22 protein-coding genes and 2 pseudogenes are annotated in these 22,922 nt (G+C 55.9%); 2 read left to right on the forward strand and 22 right to left on the reverse strand.

Annotated features, from left to right (window positions below; translation table 11 throughout):
* Positions 1–226: 226 nt before the first annotated feature.
* From rpsO to A6070_RS07520, 17 genes and pseudogenes are all read right to left on the reverse strand, one after another.
* Complete coding sequence (gene rpsO / locus A6070_RS07440) at positions 227–493, reverse strand: 30S ribosomal protein S15 (protein WP_072287731.1); 267 nt, start codon at positions 491–493, stop codon at positions 227–229.
* Between the two features lie 97 nt (positions 494–590).
* Positions 591–1,514 (reverse strand): tRNA pseudouridine(55) synthase TruB, encoded by a 924-nt coding sequence (truB, locus tag A6070_RS07445; RefSeq protein WP_072287732.1) that lies wholly within the window; start codon positions 1,512–1,514, stop codon positions 591–593.
* Positions 1,514–2,470: a DHH family phosphoesterase gene (locus tag A6070_RS07450; protein ID WP_072287733.1), complete on the reverse strand. Its 957-nt coding sequence runs from the start codon at positions 2,468–2,470 to the stop codon at positions 1,514–1,516. The genes truB and A6070_RS07450 overlap by 1 nt, the downstream gene beginning before the upstream one ends.
* Entirely contained in the window at positions 2,463–2,822 is a 360-nt protein-coding gene (rbfA, locus tag A6070_RS07455) for a 30S ribosome-binding factor RbfA (protein ID WP_072287734.1), read from the reverse strand. Before rbfA ends, A6070_RS07450 begins: the two co-directional genes overlap by 8 nt.
* Before the next feature lie 4 nt (positions 2,823–2,826).
* Positions 2,827–3,117, reverse strand: a complete 291-nt coding sequence (locus tag A6070_RS07460) for a DUF503 domain-containing protein (RefSeq protein ID WP_072287735.1) — start codon at positions 3,115–3,117, stop codon at positions 2,827–2,829.
* A gap of 14 nt (positions 3,118–3,131) precedes the next feature.
* Positions 3,132–5,951 (reverse strand): translation initiation factor IF-2, encoded by a 2,820-nt coding sequence (gene infB / locus A6070_RS07465; RefSeq protein ID WP_072287736.1) that lies wholly within the window; start codon positions 5,949–5,951, stop codon positions 3,132–3,134.
* On the reverse strand, positions 5,944–6,645 hold the full coding sequence (locus tag A6070_RS07470; RefSeq protein WP_083558814.1) for a DUF448 domain-containing protein: 702 nt from the start codon (positions 6,643–6,645) through the stop codon (positions 5,944–5,946). The genes infB and A6070_RS07470 overlap by 8 nt, the downstream gene beginning before the upstream one ends.
* Positions 6,548–7,768: a transcription termination factor NusA gene (gene nusA / locus A6070_RS07475; RefSeq protein ID WP_072287738.1), complete on the reverse strand. Its 1,221-nt coding sequence runs from the start codon at positions 7,766–7,768 to the stop codon at positions 6,548–6,550. The genes A6070_RS07470 and nusA overlap by 98 nt, the downstream gene beginning before the upstream one ends.
* 76 nt (positions 7,769–7,844) lie before the next feature.
* Positions 7,845–8,333 carry a ribosome maturation factor RimP gene (locus A6070_RS07480; protein WP_072287739.1) on the reverse strand — a complete coding sequence of 163 codons (489 nt, stop codon included), beginning with the start codon at positions 8,331–8,333 and terminating at the stop codon, positions 7,845–7,847.
* 119 nt (positions 8,334–8,452) lie between these two features.
* A complete protein-coding gene (rlmD, locus tag A6070_RS07485; protein WP_083558815.1) occupies positions 8,453–9,784 on the reverse strand; it encodes a 23S rRNA (uracil(1939)-C(5))-methyltransferase RlmD in 1,332 nt (443 codons plus the stop codon).
* Positions 9,785–9,786: 2 nt separating this feature from the next.
* Positions 9,787–10,521 (reverse strand): RNA methyltransferase, encoded by a 735-nt coding sequence (locus tag A6070_RS07490; protein ID WP_083558816.1) that lies wholly within the window; start codon positions 10,519–10,521, stop codon positions 9,787–9,789.
* Positions 10,522–10,569: 48 nt separating this feature from the next.
* The gene (locus A6070_RS07495) at positions 10,570–11,325 is read right to left on the reverse strand and encodes an RsmE family RNA methyltransferase (protein ID WP_158514036.1); all 756 of its coding nucleotides are present in this window, start codon (positions 11,323–11,325) and stop codon (positions 10,570–10,572) included.
* A complete protein-coding gene (locus tag A6070_RS07500; RefSeq protein WP_072287742.1) occupies positions 11,306–11,722 on the reverse strand; it encodes a DNA polymerase III subunit chi in 417 nt (138 codons plus the stop codon). Before A6070_RS07500 ends, A6070_RS07495 begins: the two co-directional genes overlap by 20 nt.
* 21 nt (positions 11,723–11,743) lie before the next feature.
* On the reverse strand, positions 11,744–12,319 hold the full coding sequence (locus tag A6070_RS07505; RefSeq protein ID WP_072287743.1) for a 2-oxoacid:acceptor oxidoreductase family protein: 576 nt from the start codon (positions 12,317–12,319) through the stop codon (positions 11,744–11,746).
* Positions 12,320–12,373: 54 nt separating this feature from the next.
* A complete protein-coding gene (locus A6070_RS07510) occupies positions 12,374–13,120 on the reverse strand; it encodes a thiamine pyrophosphate-dependent enzyme (RefSeq protein ID WP_072288184.1) in 747 nt (248 codons plus the stop codon).
* Between the two features lie 14 nt (positions 13,121–13,134).
* Positions 13,135–14,201: pseudogene (locus A6070_RS07515) on the reverse strand (3-methyl-2-oxobutanoate dehydrogenase subunit VorB).
* Positions 14,202–14,278: 77 nt separating this feature from the next.
* Complete coding sequence (locus A6070_RS07520) at positions 14,279–14,500, reverse strand: 4Fe-4S binding protein (protein WP_072287744.1); 222 nt, start codon at positions 14,498–14,500, stop codon at positions 14,279–14,281.
* A gap of 298 nt (positions 14,501–14,798) precedes the next feature.
* On the opposite strand from A6070_RS07520, the gene A6070_RS07525 reads away from it, so the two are divergent.
* Positions 14,799–15,257 carry a hypothetical protein gene (locus tag A6070_RS07525; protein ID WP_072287745.1) on the forward strand — a complete coding sequence of 153 codons (459 nt, stop codon included), beginning with the start codon at positions 14,799–14,801 and terminating at the stop codon, positions 15,255–15,257.
* A 179-nt stretch (positions 15,258–15,436) separates the two neighbouring features.
* Positions 15,437–16,656, forward strand: a pseudogene (locus A6070_RS07530) (6-phosphofructokinase).
* Positions 16,657–16,714: 58 nt separating this feature from the next.
* Here A6070_RS07530 and A6070_RS15360 read toward each other — a convergent pair.
* The 5 genes from A6070_RS15360 to A6070_RS07555 form a co-directional block, all read right to left on the reverse strand.
* Positions 16,715–17,092, reverse strand: a complete 378-nt coding sequence (locus A6070_RS15360) for a hypothetical protein (RefSeq protein ID WP_145928200.1) — start codon at positions 17,090–17,092, stop codon at positions 16,715–16,717.
* Complete coding sequence (locus A6070_RS07540; RefSeq protein WP_072502055.1) at positions 17,031–18,950, reverse strand: tetratricopeptide repeat protein; 1,920 nt, start codon at positions 18,948–18,950, stop codon at positions 17,031–17,033. Before A6070_RS07540 ends, A6070_RS15360 begins: the two co-directional genes overlap by 62 nt.
* A 4-nt stretch (positions 18,951–18,954) precedes the next feature.
* Positions 18,955–19,659, reverse strand: a complete 705-nt coding sequence (locus tag A6070_RS07545; RefSeq protein WP_072287748.1) for a tyrosine-protein phosphatase — start codon at positions 19,657–19,659, stop codon at positions 18,955–18,957.
* Positions 19,656–21,854 carry a GumC family protein gene (locus A6070_RS07550; protein WP_072287749.1) on the reverse strand — a complete coding sequence of 733 codons (2,199 nt, stop codon included), beginning with the start codon at positions 21,852–21,854 and terminating at the stop codon, positions 19,656–19,658. Before A6070_RS07550 ends, A6070_RS07545 begins: the two co-directional genes overlap by 4 nt.
* Before the next feature lie 249 nt (positions 21,855–22,103).
* On the reverse strand, positions 22,104–22,913 hold the full coding sequence (locus A6070_RS07555; protein ID WP_072287750.1) for an SLBB domain-containing protein: 810 nt from the start codon (positions 22,911–22,913) through the stop codon (positions 22,104–22,106).
* Positions 22,914–22,922: the final 9 nt, after the last annotated feature.

A 22,922-nucleotide genomic window follows, 5' to 3' on the forward strand; every position in this document is an offset into this window, starting at 1 on the left:
CAACCTTTTGATAAGCCAAATTGTACTCCTTTGTTTGACTGGCGGTTCCGAGCTAACCGCGAGCTTTGACAATGATTCACGTCTTAAAAAGGCTAAAGGAGACTGGCCTGAGACAACGGCCGCTCTTTTAATGCGGACCAGCCGTTCTCGCCGGACAACCTCCATTAGCATACAAAAAACTCAGGCAGCAGGCCTCCCGACTCGGCGGAAAGCTTGCTGCCCTGTACTACCTGCGGATACCGAGGCTTTTTATGATTGCACGGTAACGTTCGACATCATTGCGTTTCAGATAGTCCAGAAGACGCCTACGCTGCCCGACAATCTTCAGCAAACCGCGACGGGAATGATGGTCTTTCTTGTGGGTACGGAAATGCTCGGTCAGGTAGGTAATGCGTTCTGACAGCAGAGCAATCTGAACCTCAGGCGAACCCGTATCACCCTCATGACGTTTATACTGATTGATGAGTTCCTGCTTTTTATCAGTGGCCAGCACCTTGCCACCTCCTTTCATGTTAAAATTCGATCTAAATACTTATTATAACGATATAAAGCGTAATCTTATTACCATAGTTGCCCGTCAGTGTAAAGCGCTATTCACCCCCATCGCTATCATTGAAAACCCTTAGAAGTTCAAAATCACCCCGTGTTTCACGTCCGCGGGAAGGAGCAAAGCGCGCCATGCCCATGGGCCCGAGAGGACCGAGCAACTGCACAATGGTGCCTTCTTCAATTTCGACGTTTTTTTCCACCATGTCCAGCGTGGGCGGGATGCCATAGCGCAATTTTCGCACGCCCTCCTCCCGAAGAAAAACCGCGGCATAGCCCCTGAGTGCATCGCCAAGCGACAACAGAAATCGCCCTCGCTCCTGCGGAGCGGTCTGTTCTATCGTATCAAGGCTCACGGCTTCGGTTTCGTTGAAGGCCCCGCTTGTCAAGCGCCGCAGAGCTGTCAGGTAGGCGCCACAGCCGAGTTTGGTCCCGATATCGTGACAAAGGGTGCGCACGTAGGTGCCTTTGGAACAGTGTACCTCGAAGGTGACATCCGGCGGACTGATCGAAACCAGACCAAGGCTGAAAATCGTCACCAATCGGGGTTGCCGTTCGACTTCCATGCCTTTCCGGGCCAGCTTGTAGAGCGGAACACCACCCTGTTTGATGGCCGAGTACATGGGAGGCACCTGTTCCAGGGTGCCGACCATGGCTTGACATGCAGCGGCAATCTCGGCTTCTCCCAGATGGGACCATTCGGCCTCGGACAAAACCATTCCTTCGCTATCCTGGGTATCGGTCACGGCTCCAAGTTTGAGTGTGGCGCGGTAGGTTTTGTTTTCCTCGAGAAGAAATTGAAGGATTCTGGTGCCTTGTCCGAGGGCCACCACAAGCACACCGGTGGCGAGAGGATCAAGGGTTCCGGCATGCCCGACCTTGCGAAGACCGAAAAGCCGGCGCACCTTTCCAACCACCGCATGAGAGCTCATTCCCTGCGGCTTATCGATTATCAGTAGACCATTCATCAGGAAAACGGGAGAAGTTCGTTGAGACGCGCGAAAACCTGGCACTTTACCTGACCGATGTCCCCATCGACGGTAGCACCGGCAGCATTATGATGCCCGCCGCCACCGAGACCTCGAGCCAATGCACCGACATCAACCTTGCCTTTTGACCGAAAACTGACCTTGAACCGGTTATCATCAGTCTGGCGGAAACACAAAGCCACCTCGACCCCGCGAACCGAACGGGGATAGTTGATAAGGCCATCGGTGTCTTCAGGTTTTGCGCCCGCGGATAGCAGCATATCGCGAGTCACACACACCGATCCAAACCGTCCGCAAGGGGAAATTGCAAGGGTTTCCAGAACAATGGCAAGCAACCTGAGTTGCTCAGCCGGACGACTTTCGTAAAGGTTCTCCGCCACATACCAGGGCGAAATCCCGCAGGCCACCAGCGATGACGCGATCTGAAAAGCTTCGGGATTGGCGTTGGAATAGCGGAAAGAACCGGTATCGGACAATATGGCGGTGTAAAGACACAGAGCAACGTCCGCGGACACCGGAAACCCGGCCGCGTGAATAATGCGATAAACAAGAGCACCGGTGGCGCAGGCCTGTTCATCGACATAATTGATATCGCCAAAACGCTCGGAGCATGGATGGTGGTCGATACTGATCACCTGCCGGCAATGCAGAGGGAGAAAACTTCCGGCCCGTGACAGTTCACCGGAATCGAGAACGAATCCCACATCGTACCGGCCAAGGTCTTCCGGTCTGCACAGCAAGCTTTGTGCTCCAGGCAAAAAAGCAAAGTTGGCAGGAACGTTATCGAGGTTAAAAGCCACCGCCTCCCTGCCGAGATCACGAAGACAATTCACCAGTCCGAGGGTTGATCCGACCGCGTCTCCATCGGGATGAGCGTGGGAGGCGACCAGAAACGTCCGCCCCTGTCCGATAGCCCGAAGAATGGCGTCAATCATCGCTGGACTGTTCCTCGCTGATGGTGCGCAACAGATTGTCTATGCGATTGCCGTATTCAAGCGATTTGTCGAATTCAAAAACCAGATCGGGTACGTACCGCATGCGCATCCGGCGGCCGAGTTCACGCCGCAGAAAAGGTACGGCGCTTTTGAGGCCGGCCTGGGTATCGGCAATTTGCTTGTCGGTGCCGTAGACGGTGTAGAAAACCCGCGCCAGATGCATGTCCGGTGTCACATCGACGGCGGTGATGGTCACGAAGCCGACACGGGGATCTTTCAGCCCCTTGAGCAGCAGGGCCGAAATCTCTTTTTGCAGTTGCTCGCCAACGCGATGGGGTCTCGGGTGTTCCAATTCTCTACCTATAATGAATGAATTCGATATCCTGCCGACACAGGTCGGCAACAGCGCAATGCTCAAGCTCGGCAACAACCTTCTGCAAAATCCTGTCTGCAGCGGCTTCATCCTGTTCAACCACGACGCAACCGAGAGTCGTTCGCTGCCAGAGTTCGTGATGGTCCACTTCAGCGCAACTCACAGGAAAGCGCGATCGACAGCGACCAAGCAGGCTTTTGACGATAGAGCGTTTCTGTTTCAGGCTTTGTGGACCATGGATGTGCAACTCGACTCTCAGGACACCGACGACCATGCCGCTTGCCTCTATCAGAGGGAGGTCTTGACTTCTTCCATTTCAAACACTTCGATGATGTCCCCGACCTTGACGTCGTTGTAATTTTCAAGGCTCAAGCCGCACTCGTAACCGCTTTGAACTTCGCGGGCATCGTCCTTGAATCGCTTGAGCGAAGCCAGCTTACCTTCCCAGATCACCACATGATCGCGAATCAGTCGCACCTGGGAATTGCGCAGCACCTTGCCGTCGGTGACGTAACAACCGGCGATGGTACCCACTTTGGATACGTGGAATGTCTCGCGAACCTCGACCTTGCCGAGGGCTTTTTCACGCAGAGTGGGCGCCAGCAGACCTTCCATGGCATCGCGAATGTCGTTAACCGCATCGTAGATGACATTGTAGAAACGGATGTCGACACCTTCTTCTTCGGCAAAGGCAGCAGCCTTCGCCTCCGCACGCACATTGAAACCGAGGATGATGGCATCGGAAGCGGAGGCGAGTGAAACGTCGCTCTCGTTAATGCCGCCGACCGCCGTATGGATAACAACCAGGCGGCAGGCATCGGTGGACAATTTCAGCAGAGAGTCGCGAACCGCCTCCACGGAACCCTGCACGTCGGCCTTGATGATAACCTTGAGTTCCTGCACTTCACCCTGCTGCAAGCGCGCATAGAGCTGCTCCAGGGAGATTTTGCTGGTAGTGGCCAATTCCTGCTCCCGGATTTTGCGCTGACGGTGGGTAGCGACGTCCTTGGCCACTTTTTCGCTCTCTACGGCGTGGAAGGTATCTCCGGCAACCGGCGTGCCCGACAGACCGGTAACTTCGACCGGGCAGGACGGTCCGGCCTCTTCCAATCGGTCGCCGCGGTCATTGGTCATGGTACGAACCCGCCCATAGTGCAGTCCGGACACGATGGGGTCGCCAATGCGCAGCGTACCTTCTTCCACCAGAACCGTCGCGACAGGGCCACGGCCCCGGTCCAGACGGGCTTCGACGATGGCGCCTTTGGCGCGCTTGTGGGGGTTTGCCTTCAGCTCCAGAACTTCCGCCTGCAGAAGAATCATTTCGAGAAGGCTGTCGAGGTTAGCTGTGGTTTTTGCCGAAACCTCTACAAAAATAGTATCACCGCCCCAATCCTCGGGGACCATTTCGAATTCGGTCAGTTCCTGCTTGACACGATCAGGATTGGCGTCGGGCTTGTCCATCTTGTTGATGGCGACAATGATCGGAACGCCGGCCGCCTTGGAGTGATTGATGGCTTCCTTGGTTTGGGGCATAACACCATCGTCGGCGGCAACCACAAGCACCACGATATCGGTAACCTTGGCGCCCCGCGCCCGCATCGAGGTAAACGCCTCGTGACCCGGGGTGTCCAGAAAGGTGATCTTTCTGCCATTCACGGTGACATCGTATGCGCCGATGTGCTGGGTTATACCGCCAGCCTCACCGGAGGTGACATTCGTGGCACGAATGGCGTCAAGAAGGCTTGTCTTGCCATGATCGACGTGCCCCATGATGGTAACCACAGGCGGACGTGGAATGGCACCTTCATCACTGCCGCTTTCATCGGTTATGACGGCATCATCAGTCAGCACGTGTTCTTCATCAAAAGCCACGTTCTCAACTTCATAGTTGAATTCGGATGCCAATATGGCAGCGGTTTCGTAATCGAGGGGATGATTTATGGTGACCATCTGCCCCTGGCGCATAAGTTCGGTAATGAGGTCCTTGCTTTTAACCCCCATACGCTTGGCCAACTCACCGACAGTGATGACATCGCTGATGCGAATAATGCGCTTGATGGCTTTGGAAAGGGTAACTTCCGTTTTTTTCTGTACTTTGGGGCTCTTTTTGCCCCGACGTGCTCGCCGATCGTCGTGGTCCGGCTCGTAAACCTCACGGCGCCCGCGGCGCCCCTTGCCGCCGTCCGCAACCTCTTTATCCTTGTCGTAGCCACCACTTTTGGATTTTTTACCCTTTTTCCCCCCACGAACTTCCTTGTCGGGGGCCGGGCCACCATCGAAAGGCACAACAATCTGGGGCGCGACTTCTTTACCCCGAGCGGCGCCAGCCGGTGCAGGACGCGCGGGCCTGGCACGATCAGGCCGAGCCTTCTCGGGCTTGCCCCGTTCAGGCCGCTCTCCACGCTCCTGTCTCTTGGGCGGCGGTGACAGAGTTGAAAGTTCGACGCGACCGAGTATCTTTGCACGGTTGGCTGTGACTTTTTCCACTTTAGTTTTATCCTTGGTCACCGGAGTTTCAGCCATTTCGGGCTGCCCTTCTGTCTTATCAGCCGTTTTGGATACTTCGGGTTCGCGTTTTACCGGCCCCGCCTCGGAAGCTGCGGCAGGTGACTCGGCAGTCTGCTTGCCGGAACCTTCCTGTTCAGCGACTGGTGCCGCTTCTTTGACAACTTTTGCTGGCTCGGAAACCTGTTCTTCATCTAGCGGCTCACTCGGCCCTGAATCCTGTTTATCCGCGGATATCGGTTCGGGCACCGATGCAACGGGAGTCTCGGGCTTGGAGGCAGCGGGCTTGATATCTGCGGCGGGGGCGGGTTCCTCAACAACAGTCTGCGCCTGAGGATGCTCTTCGGCGGATGCGGGGGGTGCCGCCGTTTCTTCTTCGGGGACTTCTTTCCGTCGACGGCGGATAACGCCAGCAGTGATGCGCCGTTCTTCAACTTCTTCCACCTTGGCGGGCGCACCTTCGATCTTTTCGACATCCTCTTCGTCAAGCACGCTCATGTGGCTTTTGGCCTCGATACCGGCTTCGTGCAGCTTTTCGAGCACAACTTTGTTATCCAGCCCCATTTTTTGCGCTAATTCATATACTCGTAATTTTTTACCCATTAAACTCCCCCGCGAATTTTTTCAACCGTTCCAACTCTTCCCTGATGGCGCCTGCCAAGGGTCCGCTCCTGAACGCGACAACACCGCGTTCCGACTTTCCAAGCAAATGCCCTATCTGATCCTTGGCGGAAAACACAAAGCAGGGAACCGCGTTGCGATTTGCCGCATTCTGAACTTTCGCTGCCATGGCAAGCGAAAGATCCTCCGCTAAAACCAGCAAGGCTATATCCCTGCCGGCCTGCAGTTCACACAAAACCTGCTGTGTTCCCGACACGATCTGCCCCGCTTTGCGAGCCATCCCCAGCAGACTGAATGCCCTGGATCGGATCTGACCGCACAGTTCCCGCCACAGCGCATCCGCTGAAAACGTACCGCCTAGGCGCAAGGCACGAGCAAGCTGCCCCTTTTTTACCGCCATCTCCAGGCACGCAAAATCCAGGCAGGTGTAAACGCCACGCCCCGGCAATTTTTTGCGGTAATCCACAACAATATTACCTTGCGGGCTCAGAACATACCGCACCAAAAAGCCCTGGTCAAGGGACTTCCTGCAAGCAGCGCAGGTCCGCTGCGGTGTGTGCCTTGCGCCGCTCTTTGAATCAGATCGCCGAATCGTCGGCCGGGCCTTCTTCATTCGTTTCGCCTGTCTCCACGGACTCTTCAACAGCCGCATGAGCATCTTCAGGGCCGGCAACATCCGGATCGACAACCGTTTGTCCGGACGCTTCCGCCGCCGCATCGTCACCGCCTGCCGCAGCGCCCTGTTCAAGAGATTCCTTGGCCGCTTCAGCAGCCCTGGTCTCGCTCTTGATATCGATATTCCAGCCGGTCAGCCTGGCCGCCAGTCGCACGTTCTGGCCCTTCTTGCCAATGGCCAACGAAAGCTGATCATCGGGAACAATGACTTCAAGCGCCTGCTCATCATTATCAAGGTAGATCCTGGTGACTTCGGCGGGAGCCAGCGAAGCACAGACAAAGCGTCCGACATCCGGAGACCATGGCACGATATCGATTTTCTCGCCGCGAAGTTCCGAAACAACATTCTGCACACGGGATCCACGCATGCCGACGCAGGCACCGACCGGATCAACATCCGGATCATAAGAAGCGACCGCTATTTTGGTGCGGCTGCCGGCCTCGCGAGCCACCGCCTTGATCTCAACGATGCCTTCGGCGATTTCCGGCACCTCGAACTGGAACAGGGCAGCCACCAGGCCCGGGTGGGTGCGGGAGAGAATAATCTGCGGCCCCTTGGTGGAAATCTTCACCTCCGAAATAAGAACCCGTGCACGATCTCCCTGCCGGTAGTTTTCACGAGGCACCTGCTCACGATGTGGCAGCAGACCCTCGGCCAGCCCGAGATCGACAATCAGGTCACCACGCTCGTAACGTCGCACGATGCCATTGACCAATTCGCCGACACGATCCTTGAACTCGTTGTAGATCTTCTCCCGTTCGGCCTCACGGACCTTCTGGATAATAACCTGCTTGGCTGTCTGGGCGGCGATGCGACTGAAGTTGCCGCTCTCGATTTTCATGCCGAGGGAGTCGCCAACTTCGACCTCTTCGTCGATTTCGCGGGCTTCTTCGAGATCGATCTCCTTATAGGAATCGACAACCTCATCCACAACCGTTACAAACTCGAAAAGCTCGACCTCACCCAAGTCATCGTTGTAGTGCGCCTCAAGATCCCGGGTATTGCGATATTTCTTATTGGCAGCCGACAGCACGGCGGATTCGAGAGCTTCAACCAGCACACTCCGATCGATCCCCTTCTCCTTGACGACCTGCTCAATGATATGGTTAAGATTCACCAACATCCAGTTCCCCCTCGACGTTTTTTGCGTCCACCGTCGTACGATGGCGGACCTATGCGATGAACGCCTGCGCGTTTGATCAGAATTTTATTTCCAGATTGGCCTTTGCCACATCCTCGAGCGGAATTTCCACCCGATACCCTTTTTTATCTTCAAGGTCGATAACAACGTTGCCGTCACGAAGCCCGACAAGGATACCGACAAAGGTTTTACGACCGCGCCCCTTGTCGTCCAATTCCATGGGAACGCGACTCTTGACCCGCACAAGGCGACCCGCAAAGCGGTCGTAATCGGCGGGCCGGGTCAGTGGACGATCCAGCCCCGGCGACGAAACTTCAAGGTTATAGGCCGTTTCAATGGGGTCTTCGACTTCAAGCAGCACGCTGACTTCCCGACTGACCTCTACACAACTGTCAAGGGTTACCCCGCCAGGTTCATCGATATAAAGACGCAGGACCCAGCCCTGACCTTCCCTGCTATATTCAACATCCACCAATTCGCGCCCCTTGGCTTCCAGTACGGGCAGAACCAGCGCTCGAATTTTTTCCACAACAGCTTCTTGTTTCATCGCACACAAACTTTCGGCACTTAAAATAAAAAAAGTGAGCGAAGGGCCCACTTTTTCAGCAGTGAACTAAATTGACAGAGCACTATTATCACGAAGTACCGAATAAAGCAAGTGAAAAATTAATATTTGGTTACTCCCCGGACCTCCCCCGGAACTTTCTCCAGCAGGGTTATGCTCTCGATATGATGGGTGTGGGGAAACAGATCGTACGGTCGGGACCAGACCAGCCGATAGCCATTGTGCAGCAGCGGCTGTAAATCCCGCGACAGGGTCGGCGGATCGCAGGAGACGTAAAGAATTCGTTCCGGCCGCACCTGGGCCAACTCTCTGGCAACATCGTAAGCGCCACTGCGCGGAGGGTCGAGTATCACCAGATCAATGGCGCCCTCCGCGGCGTAAAGGGATGCTGCCCCAAACGATTCACCGACAAAAAAGAGGGCGTTATCGATATTGTTGAGGCGCGCGTTGAGCCGTGCCATTTCGATGCTCTGTCGATAAGACTCGACTCCGATCACCTGCTGCGCAAGCCTGGCCACGGGCAGACTGAAATTGCCCATGCCGCAAAATAGATCCAGCACCCTTCCGGGAGGATTGGATATCAAGGTTGCGATTACCTCACGGACCATCGCACGATTTTGAGACAGATTGATCTGGGCAAAACCGCCTGGGCCGTAACCAAGACGCAACACGGGCGTATCCACCTCGATAATCAATTCCATGGGTCCGCACACATGCAGCAGATTTTCCTTGCGGCCCGATTGAACAAACAGCGCAAAATCCGCTTCCTCGGCAAGGGGTTTGAGATGACGGCTCAACGCATCGAGATCGCCAGACAGACAATGCACCACGGCCCGCACACGGCCGCCATCATCCACGGCCAGATCGATCTGGGGCACCTGCCCTGCCCAGGGGGTTTTATCTATCCAGGCACGAAACAGTTCCCGGGCCCGGTTCAAGGCGGGGTGAATGACGGGACAATGTGAAACCGGAACCACAAAGTGGCTGCCCCGTCGATAAAAACCCACCTGCAAGCCTGCCGGCGTATTCAGACATTTGAACTGCACCCGACTGCGATATTCCCACTGATGGCAGGAGGGCATGATCGGCAGCACGACCCCTGGATCGGCGCCCAGTTTGCGTACCACAAAGTCCCTGAATATCCGTTCTTTCCAGACACACTGCTCCTGGTAATCGAGATGCTGCCACTGACATCCGCCACACAGGCCGAACACCGGGCACGCCGGTTTGATGCGCATGGTGGAGGAAGAGATGATTTCTTCCACAGTGGCTTCGCTGTAGCGTTTTTTTTGCTGAACGATCCGGCATCGCACATGGTCGCCCGGAGCAACAAAAGGCACGAAAACAACCTTGCCGCAATAATGACCGATGCCATTGCCTCCGTAGGCAACAGCCTCGATATAAAGATCTTCGATCACATCCGGGTTCGGCATTTCTAGTGATCCCTGCGTTGGTTGTTCAGCCAATCGAGACGGCTCCAAAGCCCGCGCAAAATGCGCACCTCCCGGTCGTTGAGCCCGGCTCTGCCGAAAATCCTGCGAAAACTGCGCAGGATATGGTCCGGGTTCTGGGGATCCAGAAACCCGATATCGGTCAAGGTCGAACGCATGTGCTGAAACATGCCCTCTACGACCTCCAGAGAGGAAAACGTCTTTCTTCCGCCTGTTTTTCCGATAGCCCGGGCACGGGCCCGTGCTGTTTCGTATAAACAGATCGATACCGACTGGGCCAGATTCATCGACGGGCAGGCATCATCGGTGGGGATGGTCACAAAACGCTGACAAAGGTCGAGTTCAGCGGTCTCGAGCCCCTTGTCTTCCCGCCCGAAAACCCAGGCCACCCGTCCGCTGAAGGTGACAGAGGCAAACTCTTTGGCGGCATCGTCGGGGTGCAGAAAGTCTTCGCGATACTTGCCAAAACGACGGGTCGTCCCCATCGCCAGACGGCAATCCGACAAAGCCGATTGCAAGTCGGAAAAGATCCGGGCGCCTTCGAGAAGCGCGGAGGCCTTGACCGCCATCCTGCGCGCATCGTCACACAAGTGATCCGCAACCGGGTTCACCAGTCGTAAATCGGAAAAACCGAAATTCATCATGGCGCGACATACGGAGCCGATGTTCAACGGCCCCTGGGGTTCTACAAGCACCACCGCAACATTTTCAGATTTCATCGACATCCTTTTTATGTAGCGATTTCAAAAATATCAGCTTCAAGCTGTTCACTCGAGCGCTCCCAGTATCCATTGCATGACGGCCGTGCCAGCAATAGCAGCGGTCTCGGTGCGCAGAATAAGCGGTCCCAGGCTCACAGGCAACACGGATAAATGCCGGGCCTGAATGACCTCTTGCCGGGTAAAGCCGCCCTCAGGTCCTATCAGCAAAGCCGCGTTGGCGATGTCCGGCTGCAGTATGACATTCCGCAGACTTGCCGCCGTCTCACCCTCATAAAGCATTACCGCCACATCCCACAGGGCCGTTTCAGCCAGAACCTGATCAAAGGTCATTACCGGTCCCAGCTGTGGGATATCGGCGCGACGGCACTGTCTGGCGGCTTTCAGCACGATGTCCGGCCAGCGATGGGATTTGCGCTGCCGGGAATCCCGTTGTTGCAACGTTGTGGACCGCGCTGAAACGTAAGGAACAATGCGCCGCACCCCCAACTCCACACATTTCTGAAGCACCAGCTCGAATCGCTCTTTTTCGGGAAGGGCCTGGTATAGGGTCAACGGCACGACGGGCCGGGTACGGTCTGCCATTGACTGAAAAGGAAAAACGCGGTTATTTTCCAGCAACCGCGCACGAAACCGGGCATTCTGGCCATCGACAACGGTCAGGATACTGCCGGGGCGGGCACGCCAAAAGGACAAGGCCCTGACCGCTTCAGGCGGCAGGGCCACTTCCTGCTCCACAACGATCGCACGGTCCAGCCGCACGATGCTTTGCGAACCGCCGCCATTAACGCATGGCAACCTCAAATCCGGCCTCCCGAAAAGCAGCAAACCTGCGACGCGCGGACTGCAGAAGCTGAGGATCATACGCTTCGGCAAAATCGATGGCGAGGTCGAACTGTCTCACGAATTGCTGCGAACAGCCCCTGCACATGATCAGAATTTTGGCGCCGTTCGGATTGCGCTCTTCTACCGTAATAATGACTGGTTCGTCAAGACAATCGACGGCGCCGTTGTCATATACATGGGGGATGAACGAACCTTTTTTCCAGGTCCACATGAAACGATCCAGGGTTACCCCCTGATTGGCGTCGCATACCATTACCAGCACCCGTTTGCCAAGCGAATAGAATCCCTCGACCAACTCGCAAATGTGTCTGGCTTTTTCCGGACGCAGAATTTTAACAAATTCAACACGTGTCATCTATCACCCATCCGGATGGGTTCAGAAACCGCCCTGCTTACCAGCGGTCTGTTGCACCTTGCGGGCAAATTCTGCCCCCCGATCCAGAGCTTCGATGTTGGCCGGAATGAACCGCCTGTTACGTTCGGGAAGAATGTATTCAAGGCCCTCTTTCAGGCTGTCAAGGGAGACAACTTTGGACAAGTAAGCGTATGCGCCAAGAATAATCATGTTGACCAGACGTGCGTTACCGACCTCGGCGGCCAGTTCATTGGCGGGAACCGCCAGCAGGCGCACCTCCGGACGATGTTCCGGCACCTTCTCAACCAGCGACGCGTTGTAAATGCACAGCCCGCCCGGAGCGATACGGTCGAAATATTTGTCCATGGCAAGCTGGTTGAAAAGCAACGCCGAACAAGGGTGACCGATAACCGGAGAGCCGATTTCGGAATCGGAGACAATCACGGTGCAGGTTGCCGCTCCACCCCGTTTTTCCGGACCGTAGGCGGGGAAGTAGGTGGCATTGTTGTTTTCGAGAATAGCCCCGTACGCCAGCAGGTTGCCGATCAGCAGGATGCCCTGCCCGCCGTATCCGGCCATAAAAACGTTATCGTTCATTGGGTAACATCCATTTCCAGCACTGATAAGGGAAACAACATCGGGTCACCGGCCCTATCCGCCGGCTGTAATGTCCTTGTAGACTCCCAGGGGGAAAAAGTCCATCATTTCGCCGCCAACACGGGCATTGGCCGCGATGGGTGTCATCCCCCAGTTGGTAGGACAGGCTCCCAGAACCTCCACAAAAGCAAACCCCTGCTTTTTGACCTGCATTTCAAAGGCCTTGAGGATCGTACGGCCAGCTTCCATGACGTGCCTGGGGGTATCCACGGCCACCCTGGCGGAGAACCCCGTACCGCCAAGCATGGCGAGCAATTCCGCCATGCGGATGGGATGGCCCTCCACGGACAGGCTGCGTCCATACGGAGAAGTTGTGGTAACCTGGCCAGGCAAAGTCGTTGGTGCCATCTGGCCTCCGGTCATCCCGTAGGTGGTGTTATTGAGAAAAATAACGGTGATCAACTCGCCCCGGTTGGCCGCGTGAATGATTTCGGCGGTGCCGATGGCAGCAAGGTCGCCGTCACCCTGGTAGGTAAAAACGACACTGTCGGGATGCACACGTTTGACGCCGGTGCCAACGGCAGGCGCGCGTCCATGGGGTGCCTCGACCACATCGATATCAAAATACTCGTACAGCAGAACGCTGCAACCGACTGACCCGATACCGATGGTACGCTGCTGTACGTCGAGCAGATCGATAGCCTCGGCCACCAGTCGATGCACGGTGCCATGATGGCAACCGGCACAATAGTGGGTAGGCACCTCTTTCAATGACGAAGGACGTTGAAATACCGTCTGAATCTTATCAGCCATGATCAGTCCTTATAATGCTTGCAGATCTGTTCGAAAATTTCCTCGGGATTGGGCAACGAACCGGTCCCCCGGGACGACCATAAAACCTTACGTCGGCCCGCGGATCGGATGACAGCCGTACGTCTTCGACCATCTGCCCGTTATTCAGCTCCACGCAAAGCACTTTGGGAGTACGACCGGTCGCTTCACGATAAACGCCAGCCGGAAATGGAAACAGTGTGATCGGGCGGATCAGACCAACCCTGAGTCCTTCCTTGCGGGCCATTGCGACAGCCGTCTTCACAATGCGCGCCGCGCCGCCGAAAGCGGTCAGGATAAGCTCGGCGTCCTCCAGTCCGGCGGTTTCACAGCGGGTTTCGCGCGCTTTGAGCAAGTCGTACTTGGCATGAAGGTGCCAATTGTGGGCTTCGAGCTCACCGTCACCAAGATAAAGGGACTTGATGGTATTGCCTTTGGTCCTTCCGCGCTTTCCGGTAACCGCCCAATCCTTGGCCGCGAGATCCGCAGGGCGCTGATAGGCATGCGGCAGCAAAGCCTCTTTCATCTGCCCCAGCATGGCGTCACCCAGAATCAGAGCGGGAATCCGGTAGCAATCCGCCAGATCGAAAGCCAGCATGGTCAGATCGTAAAGCTCCTGAACAGAGTGCGGCGCCAGTACTATGAGATGATATCCGCCATGCCCGGCACCTTTGACCGCCTGAAAATAGTCGCCTTGCGAGACATCGATGCCGCCCAGACCGGGGCCGGGACGCTGGATATTGACGATTACCGCGGGAACCTCGGAACCGGCCATGAAAGACATGCCCTCGGCCTTAAGCGAAATGCCGGGCCCGGAAGAGGACGTCATGACCCGACCGCCGGCCGCCCCGGCGCCGAGCACCATATTGATAGCCGCCACTTCGCTTTCAGCCTGGATGAAGGTTCCGCCAATCTTGGGCATTTCTCGCGCCATATATTCCGGAATATCATTCTGAGGGGTAATCGGATAGCCGAAATAAAATCGACAACCGGCCTCGAGCGCTCCCATGGCGATCGCTTCATTGCCTTTTACAAATAAACGTTTTTTCAAAACAACCTCCTGGCTGCGATAAACCTGGGTACTAAAAAACATTTCTTTCCGGGTACAAACCGCACAGGGCCGAAATGCTATTTGTCAGAGGTTTTAAGCACGGTGATCGCTACATCCGGGCAGACCCGCGCACACAAGGCGCAGGATAGACATTTGTCCTGATCACATTCGTCTATTTCCACCAGAGGATAACCCTGTTTATTGAGTTTGCTGCCGATTTTCAGCAATTTTTTCGGGCAGACTTCGACACAGAGTCCGCACCCCTTGCAAAATTCCTCGTCAATAATGATTTTTTTCACAGACTGAATCCTCATCATGATGTCCGGAGGTTACGACCTTCAGTTGTACCGCACAATTGGCGAACCATATCAAATCACCTGATTTTTGGCAACACTGAATGAAAGTTCGCGCGTTCTTAACGCACTGGCCTTCGAAACGCTCTCGCTGATTACCATGTTCCATTCACGCGTTCACGCCAGCGATGGAAACGCCATAGGCCCTATCGACATGGAAAAATTCGCCATAGCGGTAAACCATGGCGAAGCCGATTCGTCTGAATGGCTGAAACGACAACTTCACCACAAAGGAGAATAAATCATGAATCGAAAAGTTTTTGGATCTTTGAGTTTCTTCGCTCTCGGTATGTTTTGTCTGATGGCGGCACCGGCCTGGTCGGCAGACCGCGTCGGCCTGCAAGGTGCGCATTTCCAGAAAAGAATTGCCCAGGGGGTAAAATCAGGTGAAATCACCCGCCCCGAGCTTGCGCGTCTACGCCAGGAGCAGCGTCATATCCGGCGGTTCAGCCACCAGGCGCGGTCTGACGGCCATGTGAATCAGTGGGAGCGCCGCAACCTGCAACGCATGAAGCAAGAGGCGCATCGCAATATCTACCGTGCCAGGCACAATCGCGCAAGCAATTATTGTGTCAAACGCTCCGGAGGCCACCACAGATCCGTTGTCCACAGGGCACCCGCCACGCGCTACAATCACGGCTTCATCAGTGGAACTTTTGCACAACCGGGTCTGTCCGTTGCCTGGGATGTCGGCCTGCGTTGATCACTCAACCCCGCAAAAAAACGGCCTGCGGATTTTTTTCGCAGGCCGTTTTTTTGCGGGGTGCAGGAGTTTCGCTATAATTGGTTTCCGTAGGACCATTGCATTATATCCGGACCATGCTTGAGGCATTCGCATAAATTCGCTGGATATTGATGAGAATTCCGACAGGAGAACAACTTATGAAATATCGCGGAACCATCGGCATTTTAACCGGGGGCGGCGACGTCCCCGGCCTGAATCCGGCCATAAGGGCCGTAACCTTTCGCGCACTGCGGGAGGGCTATCGGGTTGTCGGTATTCGCCGCGGATGGGGGGGCTGGTAGACTACATTCCGGAAAAAGATGCGGACAACAGTGACCATGTCCAGATTCTTACAGAAGATCTGGTCAATCGGGCAGGCCGAACCGGCGGCACCTTCCTGCATACATCCAGAACCCTGCCCGCCCGCCTGCCCGCAGCAGCTTTGCCCGACCATCTGAAGCAAACTTACCGTCAGCAGATAAATGATGTCACGCCTCACGTTTTGCGCGCCCTGGAGAATATCGGCATAGATTATCTGATTCCGATCGGAGGGGACGACACCCTGAGCTATGCCGAACGTCTGCATCGCGAAGGAGTGCCGGTGGTCGCCATTCCCAAAACCATGGACAACGATGTCCCGGGCACCGATTACTGCATAGGTTTCAGTACCTGCGTCACCCGCACCATAGAATTGACCCACACATTACGCACCACTGCCGGGTCCCACGAACGTTTGCTTGTCATCGAAGTGTTCGGTCGCTATGCGGGATTCACCGCCATGCTCCCAACCATGGCCGGAGCAGCGGACCGCTGCGTGATTCCGGAATGCCCCTTTGACATGGAACATTTGACCGCACTGCTGGTAGCGGACCGCAATCGGCACCCGAGTGCCTACGCCGTGGTTCTGGTTTCCGAAGGCGCGACCACCATCGATGAGCAGGGGATGTCTTTTGAAAGTCAGGAAAAGGATCAGTACGGGCACCGCAAACTGGGCGGAATCGGAGACAAGGTCGCCTTGCAACTCAAGGAATTATCGCCTCAATTCAACAACGGCCACCGCATCAATGTGGTCAATCAGCGCCTCGGGTATCTGGTCCGCTGCGGCAACCCGGACGCCATAGATTCCATCGTTCCCATGGCCTACGGCAATCTCGCACTGGACCTGATTTTGGAAAACCGCACGGGCCACCTGGTCGCCCTGCGGAATGGCTGTTACGCCAACGTCCCCATTGAGGTAGTCACAAGCCGCAAAAAAGTGGTGATCATAGACAGATACTACAACCAGGAAAGACTGCGGCCCAAATACGAAACCTTTCACGCCCAGCCCACCTTTATCATGACCAGCGAGGACGCAACCCTGAAGCCGACAGCCGGGTAACAGACATGCGCGGAGCCTGCAACACAAAACCTTTGCCGGCATAAAGCGATCAGCCGGATCAGAAAAGTGCATCCAGCCTCAAACGCACTTCTGAATTGTCGGGATCGAGCAGCAAGGCTTTACGATACAGCTCACGGGCACGATAGACAATTCCCATCCGCTCATACAGGCCGGCCGCGGAAACCAGCAGGGTCAGATCCTCGGGGTGCGCCTCCATGGCGGCGCGCAACACCTCCAGCGCAGGCTCGAAGCGTTCCTGGCCGATGAAATAACCGGCAACATGCAGATACATATCCGTCGAAACCCACGGTTCGGCAACGGCATGTCTGATGGCGCGCCTGTAAACGGCCTCTGCCGCACGTTTCTCCTCGCGCTCAATGAGATAGTCCCCGTATTGGCGGTAAGCCTCCGCTCTCGGGGCAGATAGTCCAGCCATCTATGGACGGCGATCTTCCGGCTTTCAAAATATCGCAACCAGAAACCCGTTTGATCCGGCGCCAGAAGCAGCAACTCCGACAAGGCCTCCAGACCCGCCTTCCTTTCCCCCGGGTCAGCATGTAGAGCAGGTGGTCACGTCGCAGTGACAGGGTCAGGGGAGCGTTCTTCAACCCGGCCTGCATGAGTGCTGCTCCTTCGTCACCATGACCACGCCCGGACAGGAAAACTCCCAGACGATAAATGGAATCTCCGGCAAGAGGGTTGAGGCGCAGGGCCTTTTTGTAATATCGCAGCGCCTGATCGTCCATCCTTTGAGAAGCCATGTAATTGCCGGCAGCGTACCAGTTGGCATCCGCCAGGGGATCGAAAAGCAGATATTTATCAACCCCGGCGGCAAGATACTGTGGCGCCGCCCCTTCGATGGCATTACCATCATCCGCGATCGGCGGACCAAAAGAAACAACCACTTTCCCCAGCACATAAACCGACCCGGCCAGACCGATCATTATGCAGAACGCCATCATGACCCTGCGTTCGACGGAATGCAGATTGCCGATAGCGGAACCCGGCTCACCGGTGGAGCTGAAACATCCGATACCTATCAACAAGGCAGCCAGAAAATAGGCGGCCATGCCCGGCCAGGAGGCAAAGGGCTGGGAAGTGTCGATTCCGGAGGCGAAGCAGACGATGAGACCTGCCAATATCCCTGGCAACAGAAATAGCGCCATGTGATTGCGCCGGCCCGCCCAGCCGATAATTCCGGTTACCAGTACCATGACCCAGAACCACAGCGACATGACGGTACCGGCCAATCCCCCTGCGCTGAGCAGCACAAGCCCTTTGCCGCCTTCCAGAGGGGCACCGGGATCTTCCCGCAGGCGGGTGTAACGGGCAACCAGAGACGGCAGATTGCCCGGGCCGGCCCCGGCAAGCAGAAAATCGCGGGCCAGAACCTTTTGGTCCAGTCCGGCGGAAACCGGGGCAACCTCCTGAACCCCGCGGTCCCTGCCGATCTGCCAGGTCCCTATGCCGACGACAAGCAGCATGACGAGGGTGATGACGACCGCCGCGCCGCTGCGGCTTCTGCTTCCCCGGCGGGCAAGGAGCATGACTGTCATGATCAGCAACCCGCCGACCAGCGCAATCCGGGTCTGCACGGCGCCACAGAACAGGACCACCCCGCCCATCAGAATCACAAAGGCCAAAAGGTAAGCGGGAAGATGACCGCCAGGATGCCGCAAGGTCTGAATGACGCGTGTGGTCCATTTCCCATAGTTCTGCTGAGGTTTGACATACAGGTGGCAGGTCAACACCAGAGGCATGACAGCTGCCAGAGCCACCACGATTCCCGGAGGCAGAAGCGCATCCCATCCTTGCACCCTGAATGGCAGAGCACAGATCACAAGGACGGCGACCACGCCAGCACCTGTTGCGAAGCGTTTGAGAAGCTTGCCCAGCGCAATGTGGTCAGCCCCGGCCTGCGCCGTCAGCCAGAACACCGAAGCCAATACCCAGAATTGCATGATCCCGGAAAAAGCCGGTTGAGCGGCAACGGCCAGCGGCATCCATGTGCCGGGCCGCAACACCCAGATGGTTTCGCTGTAGAGGCTGTGACTTCCCGGCGATAAAAAACCAAGAACTGCCGGTGGCAGGGGCAGGCACTGAAACAGCAGCAACGCCAGCCAGCCGGCAAGGGCGGCAAACCCCGGCGGGCGAAAGAACTTTTCCGTGTTACGCCACAAACGCATGCCAAGAAACACGCAAACAAAAACCGCCACGGCGGCCCATCGCCATGTCCAGGGCAAAGCATCGCCAAACAGGCTCAACAACCAGATCGCGACCAAAAACCAGTTCATGATTCTAGACATCCACCACCATTCCGGAAATAATTGCGGCAGGATTATCCTCAACCAGCCTGAGTGCAGCGGCTTTTCCAATCAGCTGGGTGGCGATGCGCAGTCCCTCGGACAACCGTGGCAGCCGATGGCCGGAGGAATGCCCGTCGCTGGCGAGTATATGAACCAGGCCCGATGATACCAGATGGCAGGCGCAGGCCTGAGCGTCCGCCCCAAACCCCCCGGCAAGACTGCCGGCGGTGATCTGCACAAGGGCCCCGACCTCCACCAGGCGCGTCAGCGCCTCAGGGTTTTTGAGAATGCCGGGATTGCGCTCGGGATGCGTGATAATGGGCCACAAACCAGCCAGCCGCCACTCGAATATCGTTTGTTCCGCGTTGGCCGGAAGATGGCTGTGGGGGTACTCCAGCAACACGTAACGGGATCTGTTGAGAGTATAAAGAGATACGATATCGACGGGCAGCACCGAAGAGACATCCCCGCCAGGGAGAATATCGAGGTTTACGTTATGCTGTTGCAGGCATTCGGTCAGTAGTGCGATTTTTCGTTCGATAAGTTGCGGGGATGGAATATCGTTTTTTACATGTGGCGTGGCGACAATCGTCCGGGTTCCGTCGGCGACCGCGATGCGCGCCATGGCCAGAGACTCCTCCATGGACGATGCACCGTCGTCCATGGAGGGTAAAATGTGACAATGCAGATCGATCATGAAGATTTTCCCGGTTCTGCCACAGGAGTCTTGTCTTTTTTGTCACTGCCGTAGTGATGATAGTAGCTGTGGTGATAATAGGACGATTTTTCTATCTCAAGAGCGTTGATCACCAGACCGAGAACCCGGGCACCGGAATCCTTGAGAATGCGCAGGGCCCGGTCTGCAAATTCGTAAGAGGTCTTGCCACCGGCCGCCACCATGATGACGCCTTCGAACAGGCGGCACAAAAGGCGGGCGTCCGATACCGGAAGCACCGGTGGCGAATCGCAAACGATGACATCGAATTCGCTGCTCATCGAATCGATCAGTCCCGGCAGCTTGCTGGAAATCAGCAATTCGGAGGGATTTGGCGGAATCGGACCGGCCGTAATGACAAACAGGTTTTTGATCGCGGTTTTCTGCACGATATGTCCGTCGACGGCACCGGCCAGATAATTGCTCAGACCGCGGGTATTGGGCACCTTGAGAACGTGGTGAATGCGTGGCTTGCGCAAGTCGCCATCGACCAGGAGCACCCGCTTTTCCGATTGGGCCAGGGTTATGGCCAGATTGACGGAGGTAGTGGTCTTGCCCTCGCCGACGCCGGCACTGGTCAGCAGAATGCGTCGTGGCGCCTGGTCGGCAAACGAGAGAAATACCGCCGTACGCAAGCCCCGGTAACTTTCGGCAAACGACGAATGAGGCTCCCGCAGAACGGTTTCCTCTACATCGTATTTCAGATTGCGGCGCTTGGCCATGACTCCCAGGATCGGCAGACCCAGAATACTTTCGGCCTGTTCCGGATCCTTGATGGTGTTGTCGAAATAATCGATCAGAAATGCCAGCACAATACCCCCGATAAGACCGATAGCAAGGCCAAGGATAAGGTTGCCTTTTTTCCATGGCTTGGAGGGTATTTTGGGGACGGCGGCCTGCTCCACGATCCAGAGATTGACGGGATTGGTTTCCCCGGTGATGCTCTGCTCCTTCAGTTTCAGCATCAGGGCATCGTAAAGCTGCCTGTTGGTATCGACCACCCTCTTCAGGGCCCCGTATTGAATGAACTTTTCATTCAGGCCAATGGCTTCCGATTTGCTTCCCGTCAATTTGCTTCGAAGGGTCTGCTCATTGGAAAGAGCAAGCTCGTATTCGTTTCGCAACGAATCGATGATCCGGTCGATCTCCTGGCGTTTTTTTCTTTCCAGAACCTGAAGATCACCTCTGGTCTTGACCATGAGGGGGTGCTTCGAACCGAATTTGTTGGACAACTCCATGATGCTCTTTTCGGTTTCAACAATCTGCGACCGCAGGCTCTGCAGCGCCAGATCCGAGGTGATGGCCGAAATGGTTTCCAGTTTCTGATAGTTTCTTCCTGCTCTGCCGATTTTGTTGACCAGAATCTCCATCTCCTTGCGGCGGGTCTCGGCCCGCAGCAATTGCAGGTTGATTTCAGAGAGTTGCTCCGGCACCACCGCAATGCGATCCTCCATCGTCACGATATCGTTGGCTTTCATATAATCCTGCAAAGCCTGCTCGGCGGCCTTGAGTTTTTGTGCTTCATCCTCCGCTTTACGGCCCATCCACTCGAGGCTGCGACGGGTGGCATCCATCTTGAGCTGCAGTGTTTCCTCGATATAGGCCCTGGCCGTGGTGTTGGCCACCAGCGCGGCCAGTTCGGGGTTGGGGGACAGAAAATTTATCGTCACCAGCCGGGTCCCTTCAACCGGCCGTACCAGCAGGTTTTCGGTGATCTTTTCAACAATCGAGGCTTTGCGTCCGTTTTCTCCCGCGGGACTGTCTTCTTTGCGAAAAAGCATCTTGCGGACACCATCGGTCATATCGCCAAGCAGCTGCCAGGCGAATTGCAGCACGGTGCGTCTGTTGCTGGCGGACTCCAGATACTGCTCGTAATCCTTCTCCAGATTGAGCATGTCCACGACCCGCTCCACGACAGCCCGGCTGCGGATCAGCTGCAATTGGGTTTCGTAAAAAACGGGATCAAAGGAACTGCTCCGGCCCCGCGCGGCCAGCTCATCAGCCTCGCCCTTTTCTATGAGTACTTTGGCGGCGCCTTCGTACAGAGGCGTGGACGCATAGGTAAACAGCACCACCAGTCCAAACACGACAAGGAAAAAAGACAGCACCAGGCGACGGTACTTGCGTACCGTTGCGATCAGATCAAGCAGGTGAAGATCGGTTTTTTGAAAAGGCATATCAACTCTCTGCCTCCTGTAGTATTTGTTGAATTGCACCCGGTTGGATACCTGCCCGAAACCAGACTAGTTTTCATCCGGAACCGGCCCTTTTCCGCCGTGGCGGTGTCGATCCGCAGGCTTGCTTGTGCGGCGTACCGATGTACGCCTCCGCGCAACCCCTTGATTCCCTTGCCACAACGAAAAATTGCTCGTTTCCCATATGAAAACTACGCTGTATCCATCCGGAGTTTCCGGATGGATACCAGACTAGAAAAAACTCTCAGGAACCACAATGACATCTTCCGGCATGACAGCAGTATGCATCGGAACCTTCTCCATAACGGTCTCAACACCATCGACCTTGCGGATCAGGCGGACTCTTTTCTGGGCAGCCAACTCGGTGAAGCCACCTGCCATGGTGATGGCCTTGATAACCGATGTCCCCATCTCGAGTTTATAGGCATCCGGTCGGTTAACCTGACCGGTGACATAAAACACCCCGGCGCGCGGAACAAAAACCCTGTCACCATCCTTGATTGGTACATTCGGCGAGGTTTCCTGTTCCTCGAGCAGGGTCTTGAGATCCACCGCAATCAGGTCATCCTGTCCGGGATTGTCCGGATTTTTTCGTTTGATGTTCACCTCGCTGCCCGCGTCGGCGGTCAATCCTCCGGCCTTGGATATCAATTCCATCAGGCTGGTCGCGCCGCTGAGTTCGTACAACCCCGGAGCCCGAACCTCCCCCATGATGATGGCCCTTTTGCTGCGAAACTCTTCGACGAAAACCGAGACCTGGGGATAGAGAATGTATCCCTCGGACAGCTTTCGGGCTATTTTGGCGGAGACCTGGGACACGGTAAGCCCCTCGATATCCAGTTCGCCGATAAGGGGAAACAGGATGGTCCCCTTTCCGCTCACTCTGGCGGTTGTATCCAGATCGGGGTTATCGTAGACCATAACCTTGAGCACATCGCCCTCTCCGACCCGGTAGTCCAGTTGTTCGACTGCCGCGAATGTCAGGCAGCTCAGAAAAAGCGTAAACAGCAAACTACTCATAAAGACGAGATGTTTCATCATCAATGGCCT

Source organism: Syntrophotalea acetylenica, assembly GCF_001888165.1.
GTDB classification, from domain to species: Bacteria; Desulfobacterota; Desulfuromonadia; order Desulfuromonadales; family Syntrophotaleaceae; genus Syntrophotalea; species Syntrophotalea acetylenica.